The 14,434-nt window shown below is 39.9% G+C and carries 6 protein-coding genes; 2 read left to right on the top strand and 4 right to left on the bottom strand.

The annotated features are described in order from the left end of the window. The first annotated feature begins 28 nt into the window (after positions 1-28). Positions 29-1,849 (top strand): invasion protein CiaB, encoded by a 1,821-nt coding sequence (gene ciaB / locus PF027_RS06985; RefSeq protein WP_270872721.1) that lies wholly within the window; start codon positions 29-31, stop codon positions 1,847-1,849. A 480-nt stretch (positions 1,850-2,329) separates the two neighbouring features. Here the strand turns inward: ciaB and PF027_RS06980 are convergent, their stop codons facing one another. Continuing rightward, positions 2,330-9,406, bottom strand: coding sequence for a hypothetical protein (locus PF027_RS06980; RefSeq protein ID WP_270877255.1), 7,077 nt, complete (start codon positions 9,404-9,406; stop codon positions 2,330-2,332). 222 nt (positions 9,407-9,628) lie between these two features. After that, on the bottom strand, positions 9,629-10,156 hold the full coding sequence (locus PF027_RS06975; protein WP_270872719.1) for a hypothetical protein: 528 nt from the start codon (positions 10,154-10,156) through the stop codon (positions 9,629-9,631). 100 nt (positions 10,157-10,256) lie between these two features. Here PF027_RS06975 and PF027_RS06970 point away from each other — a divergent pair, with 100 nt between their 5' ends. Next, the gene (locus PF027_RS06970; protein WP_270877254.1) at positions 10,257-13,700 is read left to right on the top strand and encodes an acyl-[ACP]--phospholipid O-acyltransferase; all 3,444 of its coding nucleotides are present in this window, start codon (positions 10,257-10,259) and stop codon (positions 13,698-13,700) included. Positions 13,701-13,764: 64 nt separating this feature from the next. On the opposite strand, the gene luxS is transcribed toward PF027_RS06970, so the two are convergent. Both luxS and PF027_RS06960 read right to left on the bottom strand, forming a co-directional pair. Next, positions 13,765-14,268 (bottom strand): S-ribosylhomocysteine lyase, encoded by a 504-nt coding sequence (gene luxS / locus PF027_RS06965; protein WP_270862793.1) that lies wholly within the window; start codon positions 14,266-14,268, stop codon positions 13,765-13,767. A gap of 10 nt (positions 14,269-14,278) precedes the next feature. Continuing rightward, complete coding sequence (locus PF027_RS06960; protein ID WP_270874969.1) at positions 14,279-14,434, bottom strand: hypothetical protein; 156 nt, start codon at positions 14,432-14,434, stop codon at positions 14,279-14,281.

The raw sequence follows: 14,434 nt of genomic DNA, 5'->3' as shown, positions 1-14,434 counted from the left end.
AATTAGCCAAAATTTTAAAGGGAAAAATATGAATAATTTCGATCGATTAAATGAATTGGTGAGCGAAACGAAGGCAAATTTAAACGCACTTTATGCAAACTCAGATAGCGAAATCATAAAACAAGGTCTGCAAATTTGCGAATTTAGCGACACGCAAAGCGCGAAAATCGCGATTTTAAGGCGCATTGTGGATTTAAAAGAAGAAGCGATGATGCAAGAATTTCGCAAGCTAGGCTATGACGCAAACAAACAAAGCCTGCTACGCGAAAAAATGTATGATTATGTCAGGCAAATACACTCTGACATGCATGCCGCGCTTATCGCAAAAATTGAAGAGGAAAAAATTTTAAACCCATTTTATTTGGAACTTATCAAAAGCGTGCATAAAATCGGACTTGTAATCAATCAAATGCAAAAAAGCTGGCAAAAACTCATCATTGATACCAACAACAAACGCTTAGAGATGAATTTCGCCAGTATCGCGGACGCCAAAGAGTATCTTTTCGAAAACGAGCTTTTACAGCGCACGCCACACGATGAAATTTGCGATCGTTGCTATGGCGCGATTATCCAAGATAGCGAGGGCAAATTTGTCATGGCGCCCTATGCCGTGGCATTTGAAGAAGATAGCAAGGAGCTAATCGGCACATTTAATAAAGCGATTTTAGAGCTAGAAGATCTAGCTAGCAACGCCGAGGAGCGGGCATATATCTACTACCTAGCCAAGCTTCGCACAGCCTTTGCCGAGCGCAACAATGTCTTTGTAATCGGCGCGTGGCGGGACGCTGAAATGGCGTGGATGGAGACCAAATCCCCGATACAAATCGGCCATCCACTTGAATACTACGAGGATAACTACACACACGCAGTCGCGCTAGAATGGGACATCAGACTATCTCAGCCAACTAGGTTTGACGCTGATAAATTTAAGGCCGAAATAAGTGCTAGCTTTGATAAAATTTACAAACAAATCGGCGCAAATAGCCCTGTAATGCGCTCGCTCGTGCTTTCAAACATTGATAAAACCCAGCTTTATATCTCCACGCCGATGATTTATTACGGCGCAGATTTAAACGGGCTATTTTCGGCGCAGGTTGTGCCAAATGACGAATTCGTCAGCACAAACTGCGGAAAGAAAATTTTCGCATTTGTAAATTTTGTCTATGAAAGCGCCAAAGCCAAGCCGTTTATGAAAATTTCATCGCAAATTTTTGATTTAGATTATCTAAATTTTGGGCGCGAAATTTTATTCAAACAGCCTAAAATTTGGCGTATGGTCTATGAAATCTCCACAATCGGCCACGAGTTTGGTCATATATTTTTCATCGACGAGGACACAGAGTCGCTGATGAATAAATCAGGCGCTTTCAAGCTCGTCGAAGAATACAAGGCCACCACAGGCGGATTAATCAACTTCTTTTTCAACGAAAAACCAGAAATGCGCCTACCGGTCCTTGACGAGCTAATCCGCCGCAGCGTGGGGCTCATCGCGTGGCAAAGGGTAAATGATGTGAGGCCGTATTATTGCGAGGGGCTAATTCATCTGACGCTATTATTTCGCTCTGGCGTGCTGAAATTTGACGGCGCGAAGCTCGCAGTCGATTTTAGCGAGGCGGGGTATGAGAGATTTAAGAAAATTTGCCTGAAAAATTACGAAATTTTAGCGAGCACTTATTACAAAAAGCTCGACGCTTACGACTTTTTGGACGGATTTGTCGAAAATACTAGCGGCGTGTATCTGCCAAAAGACGCGGTGTGTAGGGAGTTTGTGGAGTATTACTACGCGCTTTATGAAAAAATCGGCAACGAAATCGACGAGAGTGGCGAGCGTGAAAAATGGGTAAATTAGAGTAAAATTTAGCCTTTTTGGGTTTTTAAACACTGCGCCCGAGATTTGAAATTTGCAAATTTGTCATTGTGAAGAGCGACAGCGACGAAGCGATTTACAAGTTTAAAATTTAAAGTATGCGAATTTGCTGTCATTGCGAGGCGATTTATCGCCGAAGCAATCCAGTAAAATTTAAAGCAAAATTCAACCTAAATTTAGCATTGAATTATTTTTTAAATTTTAGGCTAAATTTTGAAATTCTCCGTAAGGGGGAGGGCGCGCTTTTTAGGAGACGCTACCCTCCCCCTTACCAACCCCCACCCCTGTAAAACCTTAGAAGTGGCTAAATTTAAAGCGAAGCTTTAAATTTAGCTAGTTCTATTTTTACTGAAATGCTTCGCATTTCTTTGAAATTTCAAACCATAAAAAAACCAGGGATTGCTCCCTGGTTAGGGTTAAATTTCAGAAATTTGGCAAAATTTAAAATTTTGCCAAATTTAACTAAAACGCAATGCTAAGTGCCATTTGTGCGCTTACGCCTTCTTGTTTGCCAGCGTATCCTTTCACGCCAGCGTCGAATTTAAGCGTTTCGGTTTTGTATTGATAGCCGATTTCGCCAATTCCTGTTAGACCTTTTAGATCTGGGCTTAGCATCTCGCCTGTGCTACCATTTGGCACGATAAATCGTCCTCCTGCTTCTGAGCTAAACTCATATTCGCCAGCCAAACCAACGAAGAATTTATTATGCTCATCTATTTTAAAGTTATCTTGCAAGCCGGCTCTAATCTTGTGTGATTGTAGGGCGTCGAAGTGAGTATCGACTCCATCTATTTTGATATCGGCTGCGTCGATATGAGTGTAGAAATATCTAGCATAAAAATCCAAGTCATTGCTATCGCTTAGTGGGACGATTTTGCCGCCACCTACATGCACAGCGTAGTATGTAGAGTCTATGCTCCAATCATAGTATTTGCTAACGCCGTTGAAATTTAGAGTGCCGTCGAAATTCGTAGTTAGCTGGCCTACTCTAAATGAGCCCTCATAGTATGAGCCAGTGGTGTTTTCTTGTTTGCCAAATGCGCCCACACCAGCGTAGTATGCGTCTCCACTGCCCTTGGTGCCGTCATCTAGGTAGGCATCATAATCTACATTGCCGTATTCGATGAAAATACCCATTGTAAATTCGCCCTTGCTATTTGGTGCTTTGCCTGCAAGACCAGCGTTTGCGTTAAAGCCCAAACTATCTACATGAGAGCCTGTGTTGTAGCGTTTGTCGTAACCCTCTACGATAGCATAAGGGAAAAGCTCGGTGTATCCATCAGGTATAATGCGTTCTAAGTGGTTTGAGATGAGATACGAACCCTCCCAAACAGCCGCCATACCAGCAATCCTTGCTTCATTGAAAATTTTGGTTTGGTCAGTTGGCGTAATCGGTGTCGTTTTATCCACAGATAAATCTAAGGAATTTGTTACATCTATCATTAAAATTGAACCGATTTGATAGTTTGCACTTTTTGGCTTATTATTTGCCAATTCGTTATTACCGTCAAACAAATGCACTCTACCGCCTTGTTTCTCCAAATCATCCAAATTATCGACATATATCATTACATTTGAATTTGATAAGTCCGTACTAGAACCGTCACTTAGTTTGACAGCAGTTGTGCCGACGCCCGGATTTTTAGGCAAGTAGAAATTGATTTTTTCAAAATTTTGCACATCTTTTACTGTGATTTTATCCATTTCGATAGTATTGCTTGAATCTTTACCTATGTTTAGGGTATTTCCGCTTGGGTCGCTACCACCGATTGTGACATTGCTTAAATCAAGCGGTTTGCTCGGGTCTTTTGGATCGATTGTGATTGTGTTATCTATGATATCACCTCCGAATTTTGTAAATTCCTCATCCCCTAGCGTTTTGTCTAGCTTCTCCTCTACCTCGTTTTCAGCCGTGATATAGATATGGTTTTTGTCGCTATCGGCAAACATACCTTGTAAATTTCTAGTGTAAGTTTGGCTATCGATTATACGATATTCATTATTTGTTTGGATGACATTGATTGCGGTTGAGCCGTCTTTTATAGTTTTAGTCTCTTTGCCGTAAGCGTAGTTTTTAAGATCGTTGAAATTTACATTTTCTGCACTATCTGCACTACTAGTGTGAGCGATGAGATACGCTTTTTGATTTGCACTTAATCCATAACTATTCTCTGGATTATATGTGGTGTCATTGATTTGAATTTCAACCTTGCTTAAATCAGTATTATCATCAGCTGTTAATTTTAAAGCTGCATTATCAGCAGAAGTCGTTTTAGTAATATCGCCTGTAAAATTCATAACCTGAAAGTTAGCCACATTTCCTGCTTTTAGCTTGGTATCCTTTACATTTAGAGTATTGCCTGTGCCATTGTTTCCACCATAGATTGTTCCTGTAACTTCACCTTTTTCAAAGTTTGCGATATTGTTATTTGTAGCTTTTGATTGGCTATATCCTACATAAATATTACCATCTACTTTATCGCCTTTTATGTTGATAGTATTATTTGAGACTTCGCCACTATTAGTTTTTCCTACATAGATATTTTTAGCGATTGCATTTGTTACATCTAGTGTATTATTTGAAATATTTCCACTATCGCTATTAGCTAAGATAAAATCCCCTGTTATTGTTATGTTCTCGGGCATTATATAAGTAGCTTTTTCTAAATTTGCAGAATCTGATTTAGCTACTGTTAAAGAGCCTGTTATTTTTTGATTATTTGCATTAATTAATTTAGTTGTAGCTATATCTATGCTTCCGCTATCAGTCTGAGCTAGTGTAATATCTGCTATTACACTAGTATTATTTAAATCAACAGTGTTGTTTGAAACTGTACCTGATTTAGAATATCCGCCGATGATTGTAGTATTTGATAGGCTAGCGTTTTGATTAAGATAGATGTTGTTGCTACTTACATCATCATTGTCGCTATATCCGCCATAGATTGTTTTTCCACCTAAATCACCAGCGTTTGCTTCGATATAGATATGGTTATCTTTATTATCAGGTTTGCCAAATTTAGTAAATTCATCGGTGTTGAATTCTGCATTGTCCCAATTTTCCTCTACTTCACTTGCACCTGTGATATAAAGATCTTTTTCATCTTTGCTTACAAACATACCTGCTAGATTTCTTGTGTATAAAGCAGAGCTTTTTATCTTGTAAATTTGATCTGTTTGAAGTGCGCCTACTGCTATATCTCCATTTCCTACTGTGTTGCCTTGATTTGGCATTGGCATAGGGGTATTTGTGATTTGATCGTAGTTTGTTAATGTGCTGTTTTCATTACGGATTAGATAGTATTTGCTATTTTTATCTAGCGTAGCATAACCCGGATTGTTTTCTATATTGTATTGGTTATCTGAAATATCTATTCTAACTCCACTTAAATCAGTTGCTTCATTTTTAGTTATAATCAAAGCTGCATTAGCACTATTATTCTTAGTAGAAGCTAACTTGTTATTGCTATTGTCGAAATTTATAACTTGGAAATTCGCCACATTTCCTGCTTTTAGCTTGGTATCCTTTACATTTAGAGTATTGCCTGTGCCATTGTTTCCACCATAGATTGTTCCTGTAACTTCACCTTTTTCAAAGTTTGCGATATTGTTATTTGTAGCTTTTGATTGGCTATATCCTACATAAATATTACCATCTACTTTATCGCCTTTTATGTTGATAGTATTATTTGAGACTTCGCCACTATTAGTTTTTCCTACATAGATATTTTTAGCGATTGCATTTGTTACATCTAGTGTATTATTTGAAATATTTCCACTATCGCTATTAGCTAAGATAAAATCCCCTGTTATTGTTATGTTCTCGGGCATTATATAAGTAGCTTTTTCTAAATTTGCAGAATCTGATTTAGCTACTGTTAAAGAGCCTGTTATTTTTTGATTATTTGCATTAATTAATTTAGTTGTAGCTATATCTATGCTTCCGCTATCAGTCTGAGCTAGTGTAATATCTGCTATTACACTAGTATTGTTTAAATCAACAGTGTTGTTTGAAACTTTACCTGATATAGAATATCCACCTATGATTGTAGCGTTACTTAAATTTGCACCTTGATTGATATAGATATTGTTGTTATTTACATCTTCGCTATCGCTATATCCGCCATAGATTGTTTTTCCACCTAAATCACCAGCGTTTGCTTCTATAAAGATATGATTGTCTTTGTTATCAGGTTTGTCAAATTTGGCAAATTCATCGGTATCAAATTTATCGTTTTCCCAAGTTTCTTTGAATTCTTTTGCACCTGTTATATAAAGATCTTGTTTATTTTCGCTTACAAACATACCTGCTAGATTTCTGGTGTAGGTATCTTTGTCTAAAATTTTATAAACTTGGTCTGTTTGAAGTGCGCCTACTGCTTTGTCGCCATTTCCTACCGTGTTGCCTTGATTTGGCATAGGTTTATTTTCAATTTTATCGTAGTTTGCTAGCTTGTTGTTGTTTTTGTGGATTAGATAGTATTTGCTATCTTTATCTAGTGTGGCGTAGTTTTCTACCTTATATGGGCTATTTGAAATATCTATTCTAACTCCGCTTAAATCAGTTGCTTCATCTTTGGTTAGGATTAGGGCTGCGTTATCGCTGTTATTCTTAGTAGAAGTTATATCTTTAAAATTCATAATATTAAAGTTAGCTACATTTCCAGCTTCTAACTTAGTAGAATTTACATTTAGAGTATTTTCTTTGCCACTGCCGATACCACCATATAGTGTGCCTGTGATTTTGCCTGAGTTAAAATCAGCAATATTTTTATTTGTAGTTTTTCCCTCAGCCACGACTACTTTTGTGCTATCGATTTCACCATTGATTATTAGTTTGTTATCGGTAGCTTCATTTGCACCTTTTGCGACATAGATTTCATTAGCTTTAACATTACCGTTTAGTGTTAGGGTGTTTTTGTTTGCATTGCCTAAGCTTTTTGCAGTATAGATATTTCCATCTACATTAATATCATTGTTGAGTGTTAAAGAATTTTCATTTGCACTACCTGTGTTTGTATCTGCTAAGGTAAAATCGCCTGTGATTTTTTCAAATTTTGGCATTTCAAAATTTAAGCCATTTAAATTTGCACTTCCTGTGGATTTAGCAATAGTTACTGAGCCGCCAATCGTAACTTTGTCTGCGTTTTTGATATCATCGCTTGAAACTTCTACACTTCCGCTCTCGGTCTGAGCTAGGATGATATCAGCCGTAATGTTAGTTTTGTTTAAATCAATGCTATTGCCTGAAACCTTGCCTTTTTGGCTAAATCCACCTATGATTGTAGCGTTTGATAGGTTAGCGTTTTGATTAATGTAGATGTTGTTGTTTTCAACACTATTTTTAGTAGAATCATCACTGTCGCTATATCCGCCATAGATTGTTTTTCCACCTAAATCACCAGTTTGAATGTTGGTTTCGACATAAACATGATTTCCTGTATTCGAAGGCTGGTTAAATTTGGCAAATTCGTTCGTGTTAAATTTAGGATCGCTCCACTCTTCTGTTATTTCATCTGTGCCTGTGAAATAGAGGTTTTCATCATTGTTTTCCAAATATATACCGCGTAAATTTCTGGTGTATTCTTTGGAGCTTAAAATTTTATAAATTTGATCAGGTTGAAACGCATCGACTATCTTTGCGCCGTTTGCTAGCGTTTCGCCACTGTGTTCTTTGTTTTGCCAGTTGATATCTATTCCATTAATATTATTATTTGGATCAGGGATAATATTTTGCAAACTCGTGGCTGATTTGATTAGATAGAATTTTTTGTTTTTTTCTTTATTAAGGTCGATTACATCGTAAGTATAACTAAAAGTATCGCCTATGCCGTATTTTGCCTGATATTCTTCATCTGTGCGAGATCTTGTTAGCGTCTCTTCTATGTTATTATTAGCCTGTGCGCCACCTGTGATAATGGCGATTTTATCTAAATTTGTGCCGTATTTGATAGCGTTTTTGGTTAAATTTGTTATAGCGTTTTCCCCACCGCCACCGCCTCTTTCTTCAATACTTACTTCACGATTGTTATTGCCACCGACTTTTACTTTGACCGCCCCGCTAGCGTCCTCTTTCAAGACATTTATCGCCACGCTCTCTAAATCAGCCCCGATTTGAGGATTTGTTAGCGTAAGGGTGGCTTTATCACCGTGAGTAAATGCGTTAAATTGCAAAGTATTGAAATTTGAAATTTGTCCTGCTTTTACTTTGCCAAGATTATATTTATCTTTGCCTAGTATTAAGGTATTTCCTGTCGCTTCTTTGCTTCCGCCGATTACACTACCAGCGACAGTTCCGCTCATAAAATATACGGCATTATCTTTTGTGGTTGCATCATACGAAATCGTGTCTATAACTTCTACATTGTTTGTGCCTTCCAATTTTCGTGTTACATCATATTTATCAGATACATATCCGCCATATACATTTTTATTTACTATTCCAGCATCTGATAAATCCAAAATGGCTAAGTTATTATTTGCCCCATCTGTTTTGCCAGTTATTGGTAGTATATAGTTTCCCTGAGAATCAAGTTTAAGCTTCTGTTTTCCATTTTCATATACATCGTTACCATTACTATCTTTCTCGCCCAATGCGCCCACAGAAGGAGCCAATCCTACTGCACCGCCATAGATATTTGCGATTTTGCTCTCTCCTCCTGTTGCGACAGCTATATTTCCTGTCGCACCACCCGAATTTGGTCTATAAGTAGCACCGCCTACGACATTAGTTTCTATCGCAACACTATTACCTACATCTTTATTTAGATTCTTTACATATACTCGGTTATCTTTTACTTCACCGACTCTTGTCGCACCACCAAATAGATATTTAGAAGTAGCGCCTTTATTTGGATGAGCGTATGTAGTAACTCCCTCATAGATGAGTTGATTAAAGCTCACAGTAACGGGTTTTGTAGTATCATCTGCTTGCCCCATTGCACCTGTTATTTCGAAAGAATTGCCATGGGCATACATTGTGCTGTCTTTAACCGAAAGCGTATTATACTCTGCTTTACCGTTACTTGAATATACTATCGCTCCTCTAAGCTGATTATGATTAATTTCTGATGATTTATCAATCACGGTTGTATTATATTTAGCTTCACCGGCATAACTTTTATCAGCCCTACCTGCCCACATACTAGCACTAAGAATTGAGCCTGTTATATAAATAGAATTGCTATTTACCTGTCTTGTAGTAGTCTCGGTTCCATCGCCAACAAGTGTGCTATAACCAGCCTGTATGCTAGCTATACTTAATGTTGTGTTATCAACTTTTACACTATTGTTCAAAACATTATCTGTTCCGTTTGTATAGCCACCAAAAACAACAGTTTTTGTACTTACAGTATCGCTGCCACTTTCACTAATAGTAACTTTTGCTCCACTAGGACTTTTAACTCCAATATAGTTGGGATTGTTGCCAGATGGGGTTGCCCCATCAATGCCAACTGCATCTGCAATGCCAACTCCGCCTACGGCAAACAAAATTGTAGCTAAGACAATGCTTCCTCTGCTTTTGTTTAATGCTTTCATCTCAAACTCCTTTGAAATTTTATAAATAGCTGAAATTATAACTTAAATCACAGAAAAAAGCGGTAAAATTTAAAGAATTTATGGGAATTTTTGCATTTTTTTAAAAATTTGACAAATTAGGCGCTTTGGGCGCGGATTAAGCGCAAATTCTCGCAATGACAAATTAAACAAATTTTCCTCGCTATTGTCATTGCAAGGAAGCGAAGCACTGACAAAACAAAATCAAATTTTCTGATTTAAATCCACGCTTTCGATTGCTAAATTTCGAAATTTAGCCAAATTTTCCACTTCGCGCGCAGTATCTTCGGTGTAAGGCAAAACTATATGAAATCCACGCTCAAAGCCCAAAAAATAGTTTTCGCCACTCCTAGCTATGCGGTTTAAATCGCTAGTAGCGAACTTCTCGCTCGCACTCGCCTCTCCATTAGCGAAGCTAATCTCAGCCTCGCTCCACAAAAAATTCATCACCACGCTCGAAGGCTCGATATTTTCGGCGTTTGCGATATGTTTGCGAAGCATTTTGCGATAAAATTTAGGGAAAAACACCAGCCACAGCGCGCCCATGATTAGCGAAGCGACGCTTGCAATTGGGGCTGTTTTGAAAAGTCCGTCGATGATGATACCAAAGATCAAAAACTCAAAGGCGATCGCATAGGTGCTGACGATTTTTTGTTTTTTTGCTTTTTTGCTGTGAAGAAGCATAAATTTGTTAAGTGCGCTCACATCGCGCTCGGTGATAGTTACTTGCATAATTTTCCTTGATAAAATTTGGCGCATTTTATCAAATTCGGCTTAAATTTTCTATGTTAAATTTAAAAGGCTAAAATTCGCGCAAATTCAAGGAAAAATTATGAAAAATTTACTCAAAATCAGCGGATTTTTGCCCTTTATGATAATAATGTTTATCAACGCCAGCGTGGATCTCGCGCACAAAATCACTATCCAAAATGTCCTAGTCAAGAGCTTTTCAGGCGACACGCTCATTGCCCTGACCGCGCTTGTAAATATGCTAATCTTGCTTCCATATATTTTTTTATTTAGCACTTCTGGCTTTTTAAACGACAAATTCTCGCGCACGAAAATCACTCGCGCTTGCGCCCTGCTTGGCGTGGGGCTGTGCGCGCTAATCACGCTTGGATACATTTGCGGGTGGTTTTATTTCGCATTTTTTATGACAATTCTTTTAGCTGCGCAAAGCGCGATATACTCGCCCGCGAAATATGGATTAATCAAAAAAATCGTCGGAGCGAAAAATTTAGGCGCGGCAAACGGCGCAGTGCAGGCTCTAACCATAATCGCGATTTTGCTCTCTTCTCTTGTGTTTTCTGTGATTTTTGAAAGCTTCGCAAAGCAAGGCGCAGGTGCTGGCGAGCTTTTGCGCTCGGTGTGGTTTATCGGGCTTTTGCTCGTGGCTGGCTCTATGGTGGAGGCGTATTTTGCGTATAAAATTCCATATTTTGACGCTGCCGAACCTGAGGCGAAATTTGAGTTTGCAAAATTCGCAAAATTTGAGTATCTAAGGCAAAATTTAAAATTTGTAACCTCGGATAAAAATATCTTGCTCTGCACGCTTGGACTTTCGATGTTTTGGGCTGTTTCACAGCTCGTAATTGCGACATTTCCGGCGCATTTCAAGGCTATTAGCGGAAATGATAATGTGATGATTATCCAAGTCATTTTAGCACTAAGCGCAATCGGAATCGCGCTGGGAGCGGTGTTTGCAGGAAGCTACTGCAAAAAACATATCGAGCTAGGAATCGTGCCATTTGGCGCATTTGGGCTAGGACTTGCGCTGATGATTTTGGCAAACGCAAATTCGGCTTTTACGCTATCTTTGGCGTCGCTATTTTTCGGATTTAGCGGTGGAATTTTTATCGTGCCACTTAATGCGAATATTCAATTTTTTACCCGCGATGAGCGCATGGGGCGCGTGCTAGCGGGGTCAAATTTTATCCAAAATATCTTTATGGTGCTGTTTTTGATAATCGCCATAATTCTAGTAAATTTTGCCGTGTATAGTGGCGAAATCTTTGTAATGTGCGCGCTGTGCGTGCTAATTTGCGGAATTTTTAGCGCGCGATACCTGCCGCACCTTTTCATGCGAATTTTGCTTTTGCCGTTTTTGAAATTTGGATATAAAGTCCGCGTCGATGGGCTAGAAAATATCCCGCAAAGTGGCGGAGTTTTGCTTTTAGGCAATCACATTAGCTGGATAGATTGGGCGGTCGTGCAGCTTGCCTGCCCGCGCGCTGTGCGCTTTGTAATGCATAGAAGCTATTATGAGCTGTGGTATTTGAAGTGGTTTTTGAAAATTTTTGGCGTAATTCCGATCGGCGCAGGGGTCAGCAAAAGTGCGCTTGGCGCGATAAAAGAAGCCCTAAATGCTGGCGAAGTGGTGGGGCTTTTCCCAGAAGGGCACATTAGCTACAACGGCAGAATTGATGAGTTTCAAGCTGGATTTGAGCACGCCGCACGGGGCGCAAATGCCGTGATAGTGCCGTTTTATATCCGTGGGCTTTGGGGTTCGACATTTTCGAGGGCTAGCGAACATTACAAAAAAACAATCTCCAAGCTTGGCACGCACGCCCTTAGAGTGAGCTTTGGTGCGCCACTAGATATAAACGCCAAAGCGCACGAGGTCAAAAAGGCCGTGAGAGAGTTATCGTTTTTTAGCTGGGAAAAATACCTTAGCTCGCTTGATCCCTTAGCGTATAACTGGCTAAATCAGGCGAAAATTTCGCCATTTAAGGCGGTTGCGGTCGATAGCACAGGGGTGAAATTTACAAATTTAGCGATGATGAGCGCGCTAATAATGTTTCAAAAGCGCCTAGCGCCGCGCATAGGAAATGAAAAAAACATAGGCATAATCCTGCCTAGCTCCGTGATTGCAAGTGCGATAAATTTGACGATTTTAGCCATGGGAAAAATCAGCGTAAATCTCAACTACACTCTAAGCGAAGAAAATCTCGTGTATTGCGCCACAAAGGCGAATTTGCGCACCATAATCAGCTCGAAAAAATTTGTCGAAAAGCTAAAATCGCGCGGATTTGAGCTAGAAAGTAGCCTTGGCGAGAGATTAGTGTATTTGGAGGATATCGGCGCAGATATCACACGCAAAGAGCGCATAAGCACGGCAATAAAGGCTCTTTTGATGCCGAAATTTTTATTCGAGGTTTTGTATATCGCGCCACACGCAATCGACGATGAGGCTACGATTTTATTTAGCAGCGGAAGCGAGGGACGCCCAAAAGGCGTGGTGCTCACACACAAAAACATAATGGCAAATGTGCGCCAAATCTCCGAACTCGTAAATGCCACGGGCGAAGACGCGCTTTTGGCCTCATTGCCGATTTTTCACTGCTTTGGGCTAACCGTTACGACGCTATTTCCGCTAAATGACGGACTTTTGAGCATACATGTCCCAGATCCGACAGACGCGTTTTGCGTGGGCAAAATGAGCGCGAAATACGGCGCGTCGATTATGTTTGGAACCTCGACATTTTTTAGACTTTATGCCAAAAACAAACGCCTAAATCCGCTAATGCTTCGAAATTTGCGCCTTGCAATCGCAGGTGCTGAAAAACTGAGCGAGAGCGTGAAAAAGGACTTTAAGGTCAAATTTGGCGTGGATATCTACGAGGGATACGGCACCACAGAAACTGCACCTGTGGTGAGCGTAAATACGCCAAATATTTTAGAGCCTGATTTTTTCAAGGAACTTGCCTTCAACCGCGAAAAAAGCGTGGGTTTGCCACTAGCTGGCACGATAATAAAAATCGTCGATCCTGTGAATTTCGCCGAGCTTGGAAACGGCGAAGCAGGGCTAATCCTAATCGGCGGGGCGCAGGTGATGAAATGCTACTACGATGAGCCAGAGCGCACGGCGCGCGCGATTATCGAGATCGATGGCGTGAGGTATTATAACAGCGGTGATATCGGATACTGCGACGATGACGGGTTTTTGTTTATCACAGACCGCCTTTCGCGCTTCGCAAAAATCGGTGGCGAGATGATAAGTCTGGGCGCAGTAGAGGGGGCGATAGGCGAAATTTTGGGCTCTACGGTTAGCTTTTCGTGCGTAAATTTGGCTGATGAGAAAAAGGGCGAAAAAATCGCGCTACTATACAGCGCCGAGTTTAGCGAAGATGAAATTTCGCAGATGATAAAGGGTGCAAATTTAGCCCCGATAATGCAGCCAAGCGTGATAAAAAAAGTGGGTGAAATACCGATTTTAGGCAGCGGCAAGGTGGATTTTAAAGCTGTGAAAAAAATGGCAGAGGATATGGGAATTTAAAATTTTACTAGGCAAATCCTCGCAATGACAGATTGAGCAAATTTATCGTCATTGCGAGTGAAATTTACTTCACCAAAGATAAATCAAGTTTGATTTCGTCGTTTTTGATGACGCAAATGCCCTTGTTTAGCACATTTTGTGCGATTTGCTTGGCGCCTTGCAAAGAGTGCATTTCGCAGGTGCCACACTGAAATTTATTCAGCTCTGGTATGTCGCTTTGGCATTTTACCGCTAGCACATCGCGCATAGAGCTCTTCCACGCGTGAATTATCTCCTCTTCGCGCGGTTCGCCGATTAAACTCATATAAAATCCAGTCCTGCACCCCATTGGCGAAATGTCGATGATTTCGACATCGGCGCTGTTTAAATGCGCTCTCATAAAGCCCGCAAAAAGGTGTTCGAGCGTGTGTGTGGCGCGCTCGCTCATAATCTCTAAATTTGGCCTGCAAAATCGCAAATCAAAAACGCAAATCCTATCGCCACCCTTTGTGGTCATTTTTTTGGCGAGTCGCACGCCAGGGGCTTTCATCTTGGTATGATCTACTAAAAAACTATCAAGTAGTGGCATTTTTTCTCCTTTAAAGTCGTTTGATTTCTTTTTTTTCAAATAAAATTTCGCTAGGGCTTTTCTCGTCAGAGAAAAAGACATTATAAACAAACATCGAAAACACCGCGGTCGTGACGATAGCCATAAAAATCAAAATCGCGAAAATTATCTTGCGAATTATTAGCAT

It is taken from the genome of Campylobacter sp. VBCF_01 NA2 (assembly GCF_027797205.1).
Taxonomy (GTDB): Bacteria; Campylobacterota; Campylobacteria; order Campylobacterales; family Campylobacteraceae; genus Campylobacter_B.
Note: the sequence above shows the minus strand (reverse complement) of the source record. Positions and strands in the feature narration are given on the sequence as shown.

Coding starts and splice junctions, on each gene's coding strand:
- PF027_RS06980 (WP_270877255.1), bottom strand. CDS start 9,406: ATGAAAGCATTAAACAAAAGCAGAGGAAGCATTGTCTTAGCTACAATT.
- luxS (WP_270862793.1), bottom strand. CDS start 14,268: ATGCCACTACTTGATAGTTTTTTAGTAGATCATACCAAGATGAAAGCC.
- PF027_RS06970 (WP_270877254.1), top strand. CDS start 10,257: ATGAAAAATTTACTCAAAATCAGCGGATTTTTGCCCTTTATGATAATA.
- ciaB (WP_270872721.1), top strand. CDS start 29: ATGAATAATTTCGATCGATTAAATGAATTGGTGAGCGAAACGAAGGCA.
- PF027_RS06960 (WP_270874969.1), bottom strand. CDS start 14,434: ATGCTAATAATTCGCAAGATAATTTTCGCGATTTTGATTTTTATGGCT.
- PF027_RS06975 (WP_270872719.1), bottom strand. CDS start 10,156: ATGCAAGTAACTATCACCGAGCGCGATGTGAGCGCACTTAACAAATTT.